Annotated in this window: 13 protein-coding genes; 8 read left to right on the forward strand and 5 right to left on the reverse strand. The window is 44.7% G+C overall.

The window, feature by feature from the left end; all coding sequences use genetic code 11:
• Position 1: 1 nt before the first annotated feature.
• Positions 2-1354, reverse strand: a complete 1353-nt coding sequence (gene mpl / locus ACYQ28_RS09030) for a UDP-N-acetylmuramate:L-alanyl-gamma-D-glutamyl-meso-diaminopimelate ligase (RefSeq protein ID WP_460049576.1) — start codon at positions 1352-1354, stop codon at positions 2-4.
• A 409-nt stretch (positions 1355-1763) separates the two neighbouring features.
• Here mpl and ACYQ28_RS09035 point away from each other — a divergent pair, with 409 nt between their 5' ends.
• Positions 1764-2771 (forward strand): class 1 fructose-bisphosphatase, encoded by a 1008-nt coding sequence (locus ACYQ28_RS09035; protein WP_460049575.1) that lies wholly within the window; start codon positions 1764-1766, stop codon positions 2769-2771.
• A 9-nt stretch (positions 2772-2780) separates the two neighbouring features.
• On the opposite strand, the gene ACYQ28_RS09040 is transcribed toward ACYQ28_RS09035, so the two are convergent.
• Positions 2781-3152, reverse strand: coding sequence for an ArsR/SmtB family transcription factor (locus tag ACYQ28_RS09040; protein WP_460049574.1), 372 nt, complete (start codon positions 3150-3152; stop codon positions 2781-2783).
• Between the two features lie 275 nt (positions 3153-3427).
• On the opposite strand from ACYQ28_RS09040, the gene ppa reads away from it, so the two are divergent.
• The 3 genes from ppa to ACYQ28_RS09055 all read left to right on the forward strand — a co-directional run bounded on the left by ppa (position 3428) and on the right by ACYQ28_RS09055 (position 6065).
• Entirely contained in the window at positions 3428-3961 is a 534-nt protein-coding gene (ppa, locus tag ACYQ28_RS09045) for an inorganic diphosphatase (protein WP_460049573.1), read from the forward strand.
• 638 nt (positions 3962-4599) lie between these two features.
• A complete protein-coding gene (locus tag ACYQ28_RS09050; RefSeq protein WP_460049572.1) occupies positions 4600-5196 on the forward strand; it encodes a hypothetical protein in 597 nt (198 codons plus the stop codon).
• 410 nt (positions 5197-5606) lie between these two features.
• Positions 5607-6065 carry an RDD family protein gene (locus ACYQ28_RS09055; RefSeq protein WP_460049571.1) on the forward strand — a complete coding sequence of 153 codons (459 nt, stop codon included), beginning with the start codon at positions 5607-5609 and terminating at the stop codon, positions 6063-6065.
• A 201-nt stretch (positions 6066-6266) separates the two neighbouring features.
• Here ACYQ28_RS09055 and lptG read toward each other — a convergent pair whose 3' ends face one another.
• Both lptG and lptF read right to left on the reverse strand, forming a co-directional pair.
• Positions 6267-7328: an LPS export ABC transporter permease LptG gene (gene lptG / locus ACYQ28_RS09060; RefSeq protein WP_460049570.1), complete on the reverse strand. Its 1062-nt coding sequence runs from the start codon at positions 7326-7328 to the stop codon at positions 6267-6269.
• Complete coding sequence (gene lptF / locus ACYQ28_RS09065) at positions 7321-8427, reverse strand: LPS export ABC transporter permease LptF (protein WP_460049569.1); 1107 nt, start codon at positions 8425-8427, stop codon at positions 7321-7323. Before lptF ends, lptG begins: the two co-directional genes overlap by 8 nt.
• A 491-nt stretch (positions 8428-8918) precedes the next feature.
• On the opposite strand from lptF, the gene ACYQ28_RS09070 reads away from it, so the two are divergent.
• From ACYQ28_RS09070 to ACYQ28_RS09085, 4 genes are all read left to right on the forward strand, one after another.
• The gene (locus ACYQ28_RS09070) at positions 8919-10400 is read left to right on the forward strand and encodes a leucyl aminopeptidase (protein ID WP_460049568.1); all 1482 of its coding nucleotides are present in this window, start codon (positions 8919-8921) and stop codon (positions 10398-10400) included.
• A 28-nt stretch (positions 10401-10428) separates the two neighbouring features.
• Positions 10429-10863, forward strand: a complete 435-nt coding sequence (locus ACYQ28_RS09075; protein ID WP_460049567.1) for a DNA polymerase III subunit chi — start codon at positions 10429-10431, stop codon at positions 10861-10863.
• A gap of 328 nt (positions 10864-11191) precedes the next feature.
• Entirely contained in the window at positions 11192-14005 is a 2814-nt protein-coding gene (locus ACYQ28_RS09080; protein ID WP_460049566.1) for a valine--tRNA ligase, read from the forward strand.
• Between the two features lie 140 nt (positions 14006-14145).
• A complete protein-coding gene (locus ACYQ28_RS09085; RefSeq protein ID WP_460049565.1) occupies positions 14146-14364 on the forward strand; it encodes a hypothetical protein in 219 nt (72 codons plus the stop codon).
• 118 nt (positions 14365-14482) lie between these two features.
• Here the strand turns inward: ACYQ28_RS09085 and ACYQ28_RS09090 are convergent, their stop codons facing one another.
• Positions 14483-14875 carry an energy transducer TonB gene (locus ACYQ28_RS09090; RefSeq protein WP_460049564.1) on the reverse strand — a complete coding sequence of 131 codons (393 nt, stop codon included), beginning with the start codon at positions 14873-14875 and terminating at the stop codon, positions 14483-14485.
• Between the last annotated feature and the right edge of the window lie 286 nt (positions 14876-15161).

Consider the following 15161-nt stretch of genomic DNA (forward strand, 5'->3'; position numbering starts at 1 on the left):
TTTACCATTTGTCTTCAGAAAGTTTTGCAATCAACTTTTTATGTATACCGCCAAAACCACCGTTACTCATTACGACCACATGCGTTTTGCCAGAAATCAGCGTAGGTACCAATTCAACAATGTCATCGATACTGTTGCATCGCTTGGCGGCGACTGGGCTGTGATGAACAATACTTGTTAAATTGTCGTGGTCATCCCCTGCTTGGTACCAAAGCACTACATCCGCCGACTGAGCCGCCTGGGCCAACTCATGGTTATGAACGCCCGACTTCATAGTGTTAGAACGCAGTTCAATAATAGCGACGATACGTTCTTCTTTTATTTTAGCTCTCAAACCTTCTAGGGTAGTTTGAATCGCTGTTGGGTGATGTGCGAAATCATCATAAATTGCAATATCAGCAAAATTGGCTAATTGTTCCATACGGCGCTTTACGCCTTTAAATTCGCACAACGCTTGGCAAGCAACCGCCGGATCAAGCCCGATTGTTCTCGCCGCGGCGACCGCAGCCAAACCATTGTTAACGTTGTGCTTGCCGCTTAAATTCCATCGCACCCTGCCAATTAATTCATCTTTAAAATAAATATCGAATTCGGCGCCGCTATCATCGAGCAGTGACGCTGTCCAATCTGCACCGAGTATTTGCGTTTCACTCCAACAGCCGCGATCGATTACTTCGGTGATGGCAGGTTCCGTTGGGTATAAAATCGTTCCACAGGACGGAACAGTACGCACCAAATGATGAAATTGTGTTTGAATGGCATGTAAATCGGGGAAAATATCGGCGTGATCGTATTCCAAATTATTAATGATCAAGGTGCGCGGGCGGTAGTGAACAAACTTAGATCGCTTATCAAAAAACGCACTGTCGTATTCATCGGCTTCAACAACGAAAAAATCGCTTTTACCCAAACGTGCGGAATGTTCAAAATTGCCGGGCACGCCGCCAATTAAATATCCCGGTTCGAAATCTGCGTACTCTAATATCCAGGTCAACATAGACGCTGTAGTGGTTTTTCCGTGTGTACCCGAAACCGCTAACACCCATTTATCTTGCAATAAATAATCACACAGCCACTGCGGCCCAGAGGTATAGGCGATACCTCGATCTAACACATATTCAACAGCAGGATTACCGCGACTCATGGCATTACCAATAACGACCAGATCAGGCCGACCGGTAAATTGCTCTAAACCAAAGCCTTCAAACATTTCGATACCCGCGGCTTCCAGTTGCGTGCTCATGGGCGGATAAACATTGGCGTCGCAACCACTAACACGATGCCCAAGCGCTTTTGCCAATTGCGCAAGACTTCCCATAAAGGTTCCACAAATCCCTAAAATATGAATATGCACGCGCGCTAAACTCCGGTTTTATATACGATTTTTACTGAATTAAAAGTGCCAATGAGAGTACCACAGCTGCACATAAATTCAGTTATTTATGCTGTTATTATGGGCACTCAAAAAAGATTAGAATTCTATGGGACGCCCAAAAGCTGACTTACTCGTCAAACATAAGTCTCACCTAAAGTAGTTTGTAAATTGTAATTGTTACCTTGTACATATTTCGAAATAACTTCGGTTTCTTTAGAATTACCAACTACACACATGCCCAAATCTATCGAAAGCCGCAATATACGGTCAATTTACAAATTGATCATGGTTTTTGCTTATGATTTGGTATCACTCAAGGATGTATTCATAACTGCTGACTTGGGATTAACTCAAAATGCCCCAAGGGCTGTTCCAAAAGGAGTCTAGAATGCCTACCGCGAACCTAACCGAAACGCTAAAAAACTACACCAAAGACGCACAACTGGCCGGATTAATTGAAGAGATTGCCGGTTGCTGTGAGCAAATTTCTGCGCGTTTAAAGTTAGGCGCATTGACTGGAATTTTGGGTGCGCTCGAAGACACCAATGTGCAAGGTGAGACCCAAAAAGAACTGGATGTCATCGCCAATGATTTATTAAAAGAAGCATTACTTGCGATTCCAAGTGTTGCCGGTATCGCCTCTGAAGAAGAAGATTTACCGGTCGGCGGCAATCCTGAAGGACGTTTTCTAGTTTTGTTCGACCCCCTCGACGGTTCATCCAATATTGATGTCAACGTGTCTGTAGGGACTATTTTTTCGGTGTTAGAGCTTCCCGAAGGAGCTAACGGCGGCGAAGAAAGTGCTTATTTACAATCGGGTCGCAAACAATTAGCCGCCGGTTACGCCTTGTACGGCCCATCAACCACGTTAAGTTTGACCACCGGTAAAGGCGTACAGCAATTTGCCTTAAACAATAGCGGCGAATTTTTACTGATCACCGAAGCGATGAATATTCCGGCAGACACCAAAGAATTTTCGATCAATATGTCGAATCAACGCTTTTGGCAGCCAGAAATGCAAAATTACATTGGGGAATTATTGGCAGGTGAGACCGGTAGTCGAAATAAAAATTTCAACATGCGCTGGATCGCGTCCATGGTTGCTGACGTGCATCGCGTACTAACCCGCGGCGGAATTTTCACCTATCCGTGGGACAATCGCGAACCAAACAAGCCCGGTAAACTTCGCTTAATGTATGAAGGTAATCCAATGAGTCTTTTGGTAGAACAAGCAGGTGGCTTGGCAACCACCTGTTTTGGCAATATTTTAGATATAGAGCCCACCAAAATTCATCAAAGAGTCGCGGTAGCACTGGGTTCTAAAAACGAAATTTCGATGCTGTTAGCTGCACACCAGCCAGCCTCAGCCTCAAAAGCCGCTGAACTCAACCGCTAAATTACTTCGTCAGGCCGATAGATTCGTAATCTCTGTTGCTAAGGAGCGTTCTGGTAAACGCTCCGCTGCACTGACGGCAGCTTCAGCAAAAAAGTTTTGCGAAATACAATCGAGCAAGGCTCGCGTGCGATTATCAGAGAGCCGATAGTAGATTCTTTGTGCATCGCGGCGAGTCGAAACAATTTTCTCTTCTCGAAGTTTTGCCAAATGCTGCGACAACGCAGATTGACTTAAACGCGCTACAGATTCCAAATCACCGGCTGACCGCTCGCCTTGCATGAGGTTACAAAGTACCGCCAACCGACCTTTATGAGCCAACAATTTAAGTAGTCGCTCCGCCTGTGGTGCCTTGTTGTCGAGAGGATCAATTTCCAACGCCATAGTAATGCCCTTCTTAACTAACGTCTTATGTTATACATTCCTAAGCTTAGCGAACTTATCCGCTTACGCCAGAAATCTGCTGGCAAATCGATCAATGGTATGAAGCACTCCGCCATTGGCAGGAAAACACAGCGCCTAGAGAAAGATGACCTACAACAAATGTATCTACTTCGGAAGGTGCACTTAGGTTTAATTGTTCACAAACTCGAATATGATAAAATCTAAATTTTCGGGCCCTCCGGTGCAATTTTTCACACACACTAATGGAAACTGTTATGAGTTTTGACAAAGTCCCTTCGGGTAAAAGCCTTCCAGACGATATCAACGTAATCATTGAAATCCCGATGAATGGCGACCCTATCAAGTACGAAGTAGATAAAGACAGCGGAGCGATCTTTGTTGACCGTATGCTAGGTACGGCTATGCATTACCCAGCAAACTACGGCTATGTGCCTCACACTCTTTGTGGCGACGGCGACCCAGTAGACGTATTGGTTGTTATGCCAATTCCTGTTCTTACCGGTTCTGTGATTCGCTGTCGTCCTGTCGGCGTTTTAAAAATGACCGACGAATCTGGTGAAGATGCGAAAGTGCTTGCGGTTCCTTACGACAAGATCACTCCGTTATACAAAGACGTGAAAACCGTAACCGATTTGCCTAAGTTGTTACTTGATCAAATCGCACACTTCTTCGAGCACTACAAAGACCTTGAGCCTGGCAAGTGGGTTAAAGTTGAAGGTTGGGGCGACGTAGAAGAAGCCAAAAAAGAAATTTTAGATTCTGTTGCGCGCTACGAAGCTGACAAGTAATTCTAAAAGAGATCAAAGCGGCATCCGTGTCGCTTTGATTCCAGCGAAAAATAACGATCACTCTAAAAAATCCACCGATATTACCTTTCTACCCATCTTTACCAATCTGTTACATTTCGAATTTATCTAACACGCATTTGCTGTGGTGAGTTTGTAGAATGGTAAAAAATTTTTTCAAAAATACTCGCCGTAAATCACGCCGAATAAAACAACACCCCTCGCGTTACAGCCCACCCTTAGCCCTAAGTAAATCAGAAATATTTGTATAAAAACAAAGATCTAGAGCAGTATTTAACACTACAGAAATTAGCTGGTTCGCATATTGCTTCGTATATTTTCATGAACACACATAAATAATAACGACCATTAAAATACCCTAATTGATTCAGTTAAATTGCTGTTAAAAAGTATTCTTTACAAAAACCGGCTTCACTAAAGAGAAATAATATAAGGACAAATATTCACGCAGAATTACCGCTCAGCTCAGAACAAACAAATCTAAAAATAAGTCGCTGAAATAGCAGCAAGTAAATTACTGTTCAACCATACTTAATCTAAGACCAGTGATTCATTAACGCTGTACAAAAAGCTTTTCAGCAAAACAGTACCGATTAAGCTTTGTTTGGGAAGATATAATTATGAACAGTAAAAAAACAATTCATGTAAAAACCCGTGGTTTCGAGCAACGAAAAACTCAAACCTACGATCACACCCTCGCACTTGCTGCCTCGGACTACAACACAGACTATAAATTAGCACTGCAATTTTTAGCCTTGTGTTTAATAGCCTTTTCGGTCTGCATTTATTCCACTAGAGGCTCGGCACAAGAACAAACTTTCGTTCCAGATTATCTGTATCCCTATTCAAATATGCATGCGGCAGATATCGAAGGGCAAGGCGCCGATCGTCACTTTTCGGCTTACGGTTTAACCAACGAGGAATTGGAATTCTCAGCGGCGAATTTTTTTGATAACAGCTTAAATACCACGCAAAGACTGATGAATCACCAATGGATTTATCAGTCATACCACGATATTGAATTGCAAAGCGGCAGTAAGTTTTTTTCTAACTTATTTAAATCGACCCTAAAAACCTATTGGCAAAAATATCATCAAAATAAACTCATCAATACAGCGCTACCGGATTCCAGCGGCGAGGGCAGCATTAGCGAAGTTAATTACAAAATGCGCCTAAAAGATGACTCGGTAAAAATGTCGTTTGTTTATGAGTTTTGACGAACAACTGCAAGGGCATTTTCTGGAAACGTGAAAGTGCCCAAGCTTCAAAATCTGCCCTATTCTGCAATAAATGAATCAGCAACAAATAGATCATAGGAACCTCTGATTAACTCATCCATGATTTAATCAGAGGACAGAAATTGAAAATGCGATTTCCAATTTCTTCACAATTTCAATCACTTACCGTTCTTGAAATTGGCGACACATCCTTGTGTCGCGAGAAACTCTGGTTAATCAGAGTTTCCCATACTCATTTCAAACACGAGTCGGGTCTAAATCTGCGCACCACCGAACGAATCTGCACCTACAAACTCAACCGCTTAGCAGCCAATTTTTGATCTTGCTCGGGGTTATTCTGCACATTAATTTTGGTACTATTGCCGCAGAATTTTGAACGGGCAATAACCATGTATCTATCCGAACTTCCAAACGCACCCTTGTGGCGAAAATTCACTGCGCTGATTTACGACTGGCTTGTACTGGCAGCTGTATGTATGGGCTACGGTGCATTGGTACTTTTTATTCAGGTGAACGCTTTCGGCAAAACCTTCGGCGAAGGCGAAAAAGGCGATTTTGGTACGCTCGGTTTTTTGGGTTTAGTGGTATTAATTTTTGCGTTTTATTGTTTTTTTTGGCGTCGCGGTGGACAAACTTTAGGAATGCGTGCATGGCGATTACAAATTATTGCCAATGACGGAAAAAAACCGTCATTTTTAAGCTGCGTAATTCGTGGAATTATCGCCCCCATTGGTCTTGGAGTATTTTTGTTGGGTTATCTTTGGCAACTTCTTGATAAAGATAATCAGACCTTGCACGACAAGCTAAGCCGTACTCGAATAGTTTTGTTACCCAAAGCTAAAAAGTAAAACCCTCGGCACCTCTGATTAACTCAACAATAATTTAATCAGAGGACAGAAATTAACACAGAAATTAACAATGCGATTTGCAATTTCTTCATAATTTCATTCACCTACCGTTCTTGAAATTGGCGACATATCTTTATGTCGCAGCAGACTCTAGGTTAATCAGAGTTTCATCTCTTTTTATTAAGCGAGCCCATAACAATGTTATCGGTAACGCGACAACACCCAAACACCCGCCGTGGCGCAAATTAAGATAGGAATTGCCACCGCAATTAACGGTGAAAATCCAAAAACCAAACTGGAAGGGCCTAAAATTGTTTGACTGGTTTTAAAGGCAACACCCACCATTACACCGGTAAAAACACGAAATCCGGTGGTCACTTGGCGCAGCGGGCCAAAAATAAAAGATACCGCAATCAATACCAAACTAATCGTCGCAAAAGGCTGTAAAACCTTCTCCCAAAACGTCAGCCAGTATTTACGCGCTGGCAGGCCTTGCGATTGTCTGAAGGTTGCAAAAGTGTACAAATCGCGAATCGATAAAGAATCTTCGGGTAAAACCAAAACATTGAGCAACTGCGGAGAAACTCTCGTATCCCAAGCGCGAGAATGATAGGTGGTGGTTTCAATGTGATCTTCAAAGAACGTTTTTTCTTCTACGTCTTCTTCTACCCAATGCTTATCGGCGTATATAGCTAACTCGGCGTGACTGGTTCTGACCAAATCACCGGCATCGTTGTACACGTAACGATTCAACCCAAAGATTTTCCCGTTCGGCTGCACAGCGTTGAAGTGCATAAATTCGTTGCCGTCGCGATGCCATAAACCAGAGTCAGACTCAAAAACCTGTTCCTCACCGCGGGCAACCGCTCGATTACTTTCGGCAATTTGGTCGGTAATAGGTGCGATAAATTCACCAATTAAAATCCCGAGTAACACCAACAATAATACCGGACGCAATACCAAGCCGGTAATGCGCAATACAGAAATTCCCGCAGCGCGCATAACCACCAATTCGCTGGTTCCAGCAAGCAAGCCCAAACCAATTAAACAACCAATCAGCGAAGAAAACGGCACAAACTCAAAAAGTCGCCCCGGAATACTGGTTAGCACGTATAAAAAAGCATCTTTGGCGGTGTAGCCATTTTTTAAATCGGTAAATTCATCGATTAAAGAAAACAGCGTATCCAACCCAACAATCACCAACAACACCACAAAGATGGCACCGGCAATGGTCTTCGCAATATAAAAACTAAGTTTACGCATGTTTCACCTTTTTCACTTTTTTCGATGAAAACAGGCCACGTAAACTAAAACCGTTAAACAATAACAAGCCAATGCCCAAGAAAATCGCATTAATAATCCACAAACCAAGGGCGGGAAGTTTCTCGTCTTCGATTGCACCACGCCCTGCATTAAGAGCCACTAGATACAACAAATACAGCAAAATGGCTGGAATCATTTTGGTGTAACGACCTTGACGAGGATTGGTGTAAGCCAAAGGAACAGCAATCACCGTTAACACAAATACCAACGCTGGTAGGGTTAGGCGCCATTGCAAAGCCGCTTGAGATTCGGGATCGGGATCGCCGATTAACTCCAGCGTTGGCTTACGATCGGTAGCGGATTTCTGGCGAATTTCCGGCTCGTCGAGCTGCTGAGCATAGGATTCAAACTCAACGATTCGATAGCTGTCACTGCCCGGCTCACCGTCCAATCGTGAGCCGCGATTAATTTGCAAATACTTGCGACCGTATTCTTCTACAACAATCTGCTCGCCTTGTTCTGCTTTTACCAAGGTCAACGACGACGATGTTTCACTATCGCTGCTGGTTGCCACAAAAACATCGAACATGGATTTGCGATCGCGACTGAGCGATTCGGTATAAATCACCGCGCTGCTGTCACCCAGCGATTGAAATTGCGCAGGCGTTAAGGTCTCAAATTCGCTGCGCGCCTTTGCTTGCTCTAACAGCGCGTTGGAATGATCCAAACCGAGCGGACTTAACCACAAACTCAAGACCGCCACCAAACCCGCAACCACGGTGGCCGGGCCAAAGGCGTACGCCAATAAGCGTTTGCGGCTAAAACCGCAGGCAAACAAGGCCGTCATTTCGCTATCAACGTACATACGGCCAAGGGCGAGCAAAATGGCGATAAAAAAGCTAAGCGGTACAACCAGTTCCAACACCACGGGAATTCTTAAACCAATGACCGAAAACAAAATGTCGGAAGGAATTCTCCCCGTGGCAGCTTCAGCGAGGTAGCGCCCAAAGCGACTACTGAGAATGATAAACACCAGAACGATGCAGACACCGAACATGCTGGCAAAGATTTCACGAGTGATGTATCGAAAAATAATCAAGAGCGGAACTACTTTTTAATAGGTGGTGTAAATGTTCGAGTGTGCCGTTTGTAGGAAACTCGCATTAGCCAAGAGTTTCCGGCGACGCAGGAATGCGTCGTAAAATTCAATCGCAGCAAAATTCAATCACTCTCGGATACCGAATTTGATACACAGCCACACAAACCATCAGCCGTAAGATCAACACCTTTCATCGTAATGCCCACGCATTAGATTACGGATTTTTAGGATTATTTCCGTCTAATAGATGAAGTCTTTGCATCGACTAGCGCATAAATCGTTATACTACCGACAGATGACACTGTTTGGTAGAAGTTCGATAGGATAGCGAATTTATCCGGAATTTATGTCGCGAACATTTCCCTAACAACACAAGAATGATACACACCTTTGCTGGGTTTAAATTTAGACCAATCGAAGGCTACTTTACTTATTACGTTGAACGTCTTTTAACGACGCATGTTCCACAATTTCAATCACGGAAAAACTCTATGAATTTTCAGGCGAAAGCATTTGACCCAACCACACTCAAGACCGACTGTCTAATTCTTGCTCTGTTCGACGAGACTTCATTGTCTGGAGCCGCGAACGCGATCGACGCCGCCTGTGAAAAACTCATTAGCAAACTGATTAAAGACGGTGACTTTAAAGCTGGCCTTGGTAAAACCTTGGTATTGCCATCTGTACCGGGTATTGCTGCATCACGATTATTACTGGTAGGCCTAGGCAAAAAAGCCGACTTTAATAACGACAAATTCCGCAAAGCCATGACCAGCCTTGCCAAGGCAACCGTTGATACACCTGCCAAATCTGTAGCTTTCGCGATTGATGACATCGAACTAAGCACCGCCGATAACGACTGGAAATCTTGCCAATTCGCGCAATCGTTAACCTTAGCAACTTACAAATACGACTTCACCAAATCCGAAAAAGCCAAACCGGTTGTACTAAAAACCGTGGTATTAGGTGCCGACAAAGAAAGTGTTGCGGCCATTAAATCGGGTATGACTCGCGGCCAAGGTATCGCTACCGGCATGAATTACACCCGCGAACTTGGCAACCTTCCGGGCAACATTTGTACGCCAGCCTATTTAGCCAATCAAGCTCGTGAATTGGCGCGCAACCAGCCAAAAATGACCACTAAAATTTTAAAAGAAAAAGAAATGCAAGCTTTGGGCATGGGCTCTTTGTTGTCAGTGTCAGCGGGCAGTGATCAAGAAGCACATTTAATTGTGATGGAATACAAAGGCGCGGCGAAAACCAAAAAGCCTTACGTGCTTGTGGGTAAAGGTATCACCTTCGACACCGGCGGCATCAGCCTAAAACCCGGTTTGAACATGGACGAAATGAAGTTCGACATGTGTGGCGCGGCCAGCGTATTTGGCACCATGAAAACCTTGCTTGAATTACAACCGAATATCAACGTGGTTGGCGTGGTTGCCGCTTCTGAAAACATGCCAAACGGCAAAGCTACAAAGCCTGGTGACATCGTGACTTCTATGTCTGGCCAAACCATCGAAGTATTGAATACCGACGCCGAAGGCCGCTTGGTATTGTGTGACGCCCTAACCTACGTTGAGCGCTTCAAGCCAGAAACCGTTATCGATATCGCAACCCTAACCGGTGCTTGTATCGTTGCATTGGGTAATCACGCCTGCGGTCTTTACAGCAACAACGATGACTTCGCCGCTGAGTTGCATCAATTAAGCATGAGCGTTGGTGATAAAGCGTGGCACATGCCGTTGTTTGATGAATACCAACAACAACTCGACAGCAACTTCGCCGATATCGCCAACATTGGCGGCCCAGCTGGCGGTAGCGTAACCGCAGCGTGCTTCTTATCGCGCTTCACTAAAGGCTACACTTGGGCACACTTGGATATCGCCGGTGTGGCGCATGTGTCCGGTGCCGCAAAAGGTGCAACCGGTCGTCCAGTTCCACTGTTGGCCGAATACCTACTGAGCAAAGCTTAATACTGGATTGAATCGGGCTATTCATTCGATGACGCACGTTGATTTCTACATTTTGCAAAGTAGCGAACCTCAGGCGCGCTTACAGTTTGTAACGCGTCTTGCGGAAAAAATCTTTCACGCTCGCCATCAATTGGTGATTGCAACGGAAGATGAACAAGACGCAAAGTCTCTGAGCGAACAACTTTGGACCGATAAACCGGAATCTTTTCTCGCCCATGCTTTGGGCGAGACGAATCCACAGCCGTCGGAGCCCATTATTGTCACGCATCTTGAGCCGCATCCACATTGTCACGATGTGTTGATCAATCTAACCAGTGGCGTGTTAGAAAATCACTTCAGTCGCTTTCAGCGTTTGGTAGAAGTGGTTTGTCAGGACGAAACCGTATTGCAAAACACGCGCAAAAGTTTCGCGTTTTATCGGGAACGCGGTTACCCGATAAAATCTCACAAAATTAATGCCTGACTTGTCTGCACAATGATTTTGAGATTGGCGATACTCCCGCGTATCGCCGCTTCATCCCGTTAAAATCGTGTCGTCACAAAATAGAGCGTTGTTTACACCCATAAAAATTTAACCAATCCATTCGGTCGCGCTGGTTGGAATACCTCATCTAAAATTAATCGCAGTAATCCGGTTTTGGCGTACATTGAGTGATGCAACCGCCTAGGCGCATAATTCACCACTTGTTATACTCGGCGCTTTTTTCACATTCATCATAGGATTCACGCACAGAGTTAAGGTAAAGCCGCAACTTTCGCCGTGAACACGATTATTTCCGAATTTAAAAACTATGTCTGACAAACCTTCAGAGCCAACCACTGGCCTTGCCAAAACTTACCAGCCGGCAGAAATTGAAACCGCGCTGTATGAAAACTGGGAAAAATCCGGTTACTTCGCTCCACAAGGCGACGGTGAAGCCTATAGCATCATGATTCCGCCGCCAAACGTCACCGGCTACTTACACATGGGTCACGGATTTCAAGAATCCATTATGGATGCCTTGATTCGTCATCAACGTATGCTCGGTAAAAAAGTGCTTTGGCAGGTCGGTACCGACCACGCTGGTATCGCCACGCAAATGGTGGTTGAACGCCTATTGGCCGCTGAAGGTAAAAGTCGCCACGATCTAGGCCGTGAAAAATTCGTCGAAAAAGTCTGGGAATGGAAAGAACATTCCGGCGGCCAAATCACACGCCAATTACGCCGCCTAGGCGCTTCGCCGGATTGGAGCCGTGAACGCTTCACCATGGACGACGGTTTTTACAAAGCCGTTCAAGAAGTGTTTATCAAACTCTACGAAGACGGTTTGATTTATCGCGGCAAACGTTTGGTGAATTGGGACCCCAAACTCAAAACCGCAGTTTCTGATCTTGAAGTATTAAGCGAAGAAGAAAACGGTTACCTGTGGCATTTACGCTACCCAGTTACTGACGAGAACGGCATCGTTTTACAACACCTAACCGTCGCGACGACTCGTCCAGAAACCATGCTCGGCGATACTGCGGTTGCGGTTAATCCTAACGATGAGCGCTATCAAAATCTTATTGGCAAAACCATTACCTTGCCATTGGTTGGTCGTGAAATTCCAATTATCGCCGACGATTATGTGGATCAAGACTTCGGAACTGGCTGCGTAAAAATCACGCCTGCCCACGATTTTAACGACTACGAAATGGGTTTACGCCACAACCTACCCATGATCAACATTCTCGACGACGACGCGAATATTAACGATCAAGCGCCGGAAAAATATCGTGGTTTGGATCGTTTTGAAGCGCGTAAGCAAGTCGTTGCCGACTTTGAAGCCGCAGGCCTCCTTGAAAAGATTGAAGATCACAAATTAAAAGTACCGCGCGGCGATCGCTCGGGTGTTGTGATCGAGCCTTACTTAACCAATCAGTGGTACGTAAAAACTCAACCTTTGGCCGACGAAGCCATTAAAGCCGTTGAGCAAGGTGACATTGAGTTTGTGCCTAAGCAGTACGAAAACATGTACTTCTCGTGGATGCGCGACATTCAAGACTGGTGTATTTCTCGCCAATTGTGGTGGGGCCACAGAATTCCCGCTTGGTACGATGCTGAAGGCAATATTTACGTGGGTCGCAGCGAAGACGAAATTCGTGCACGTGAAAACCTCGATGCCAGTGTTGTCTTAACCCAAGACGAAGACGTGCTCGACACTTGGTTCTCGTCTGGCTTGTGGACCTTTGGCACTCTCGGCTGGCCAGAAGAAACCGAATTTTTGAAAACCTTTCACCCGTCTTCGGTATTGGTGACCGGTTTCGACATTATCTTCTTCTGGGTTGCGCGCATGATTATGCTGACCCTGCACTTCCGTAAAGAAGTGCCCTTTAAAACCGTGTACGTACACGGCTTGGTGCGCGACAGCCAAGGCCAAAAGATGTCGAAATCCAAAGGTAACGTGCTCGACCCTATCGATCTTATCGACGGCGTAGGTCTTGACGCACTGTTGGAAAAACGCACCGCTGGCATGATGCAGCCGCAGCTAAAAGACAAAATTACCAAGCAGACCAATAAAGAATTCCCAGAAGGTATTGCCAGCTACGGTACCGATGCGCTGCGCTTCACCTATTATTCGCTGGCATCAACCGGCCGCGACATTAATTTCGATGTGGGTCGTATCGAAGGCTTTAGAAACTTCTGTAACAAAATTTGGAACGCTTCAAACTTTGTTTTAATGAACTGTGCAGATCAAGACTGCGGTCAAGACGGCTCCAGCGATTACGAATTATCACTGGCCGATCGCTGGATTATCTCGCTGCTGCAAAAAACCGAAGCGGCCGTTAGCGAAGGCATTAAAACCTACCGTTTCGACCTTGCGACCCAAGCGTTGTACAGCTTTATCTGGCAAGAGTACTGCAGTTGGTATCTAGAGCTTTGTAAACCAGCACTTAACAGTGATGACTACAGCGACGCGCAAAAGCGCGGCACACGTCGCACCTTGGTTCGTGTGCTTGAAACCGTACTGCGCTTGGCACACCCGTTTATGCCGTTTATTACCGAAGAAATTTGGCAAAAAGTAAAAGGCTTGGCTGGCGTAAGCGGCGATACCATCATGTACGCGCCCTATCCAATTGCGAACGAATCCAAAGTTGACCAAGACGCGATAGAAAATATCGAATGGTTAAAAACCGTAATTACCACCATTCGTAATATTCGCGGCGAAATGAATATTTCTCCGGCGAAAAATTTACCGGTGTATTTCCACAGCGCCAAAGCCGAAGATAAAACCCGCTTAGAAAGAAACAAAACCTTCTTAACTAAGCTGGCGAATCTCGAATCGGTAACCTGGCTCGATGACTCAGAACAAGCGCCGCTCTCTGCCACGGGCTTAGCTGCCGACATGGATATCTTTGTGCCTATGGCTGGACTGATCGATTTAGACGCCGAGCTTGCGCGCTTAGGTAAAGAAATCGAGAAGCTCGAAAAAGAAGTCAGCCGTATCAGCGGCAAGCTAAGCAATGAGAAGTTTGTTGCCAACGCACCTGAAGACGTTGTTGCCAAAGAAAAAGCCAAGCTCGCCGACTACGAAGCGTCAGTGAAAAAGCTGGTTGAACAACGCGAAAAGATAAAAAGCATCTAAACTCTTAAAACCCCGCTCTGCGGGGTTTTTTATGAACGATCAATTCTGAAAATTAATTTATATAATCAAGCGATATACATTTTTAGTCACGATTGCGGTACTATTGCCGCGACAAATTGTTTTGAGCAATGTGATGCGTTATGAGTAAAGATACTAAAAAGCACAAAATTAAAAAGAAAAACAGCCAGCTGATTATTCGCATCAACGATGAAGAGCGCGAGCAGTTCATTAACCTTTGTGAACATTTAGATACCAGCGCCGCACGAGAAATACGTCATTTCATTCGCGACTTTTTGGCTAAGCACAGCAGTGAAAATGAAGTCTCTAAAGAAGAAGAAAACACCCCTGAAACTGAGTAATTAATTGGCTCAAAGGGTTTTAAGACAGAATGTTTTAAGTCAAAAAGCTTTAAGACAAAACGCAAAAAGAGCCAACCGGCTCTTTTTATTTATGTAGGTTCGGCGTTGCCGCCTGTAATCATCGGGAAGCGATTTGATCTTTTTCCAATTCAAAAGAATACTTACGAATCAAACCTTTCACCTCAATACTTTCGCCAGAATCATTCAGGGCCGCAAATCGCGACTCTTTCAGAGCTTTTACGGCTGCTTGCGTAAACACTCGTTTTGGTGTGGCTTTTACCACGCGAACATTCACCGCTTGACCGTGGTGATTTAAGTCGTAACTTAGGGTCACCTCACCTTCAACACCCGAGCGAACCGCTAAGGCTGGATAACTGGGTTGTACCAACGATACTACTTCAACGTCGTCGTGATTAAATACTAAATCGCTTTCGGCCATTGTTTTAGCGCTAAAACCAAAAACAAACAATAGAACGAGAGCAGCGTTAAACCCGTTTGTAATTCTTTTCATTGAGTTACTCCTCGCTGTTTTAGTCACACAGTGACTCTACCTTTTTCACGTATATTTTTAGTATATACACAATATAATCATCGTCAATCTTCTTGAATTAAAATATATCGCTATATGAAATCATAACGAAGTAACAATTAGATACCTCAGCATCTAAAACCATTAAGAAGAGTGAAACAGCGAAGACAACAAAAGAAGTCGGGCGTGAGTAAAACGCCCACCAATAGAAACGGCTTTAAGCCATGATGCGAGGCGAGAAAATCAAATTACGGTTTTGAGCGTAAAG

This window comes from Sessilibacter sp. MAH1, assembly GCF_054658315.1.

Bases quoted from the DNA above. Each gene is read 5' to 3' on its own strand.
- ACYQ28_RS09085 (WP_460049565.1), top strand. From the start codon at position 14,146: ATGAGTAAAGATACTAAAAAGCACAAAATTAAAAAGAAAAACAGCCAG.
- lptG (WP_460049570.1), bottom strand. From the start codon at position 7,328: ATGCGTAAACTTAGTTTTTATATTGCGAAGACCATTGCCGGTGCCATC.
- ACYQ28_RS09075 (WP_460049567.1), top strand. From the start codon at position 10,429: ATGACGCACGTTGATTTCTACATTTTGCAAAGTAGCGAACCTCAGGCG.
- ACYQ28_RS09070 (WP_460049568.1), top strand. From the start codon at position 8,919: ATGAATTTTCAGGCGAAAGCATTTGACCCAACCACACTCAAGACCGAC.
- ACYQ28_RS09090 (WP_460049564.1), bottom strand. From the start codon at position 14,875: ATGAAAAGAATTACAAACGGGTTTAACGCTGCTCTCGTTCTATTGTTT.
- ACYQ28_RS09035 (WP_460049575.1), top strand. From the start codon at position 1,764: ATGCCTACCGCGAACCTAACCGAAACGCTAAAAAACTACACCAAAGAC.
- ACYQ28_RS09080 (WP_460049566.1), top strand. From the start codon at position 11,192: ATGTCTGACAAACCTTCAGAGCCAACCACTGGCCTTGCCAAAACTTAC.
- ACYQ28_RS09050 (WP_460049572.1), top strand. From the start codon at position 4,600: ATGAACAGTAAAAAAACAATTCATGTAAAAACCCGTGGTTTCGAGCAA.
- ppa (WP_460049573.1), top strand. From the start codon at position 3,428: ATGAGTTTTGACAAAGTCCCTTCGGGTAAAAGCCTTCCAGACGATATC.
- ACYQ28_RS09040 (WP_460049574.1), bottom strand. From the start codon at position 3,152: ATGGCGTTGGAAATTGATCCTCTCGACAACAAGGCACCACAGGCGGAG.
- ACYQ28_RS09055 (WP_460049571.1), top strand. From the start codon at position 5,607: ATGTATCTATCCGAACTTCCAAACGCACCCTTGTGGCGAAAATTCACT.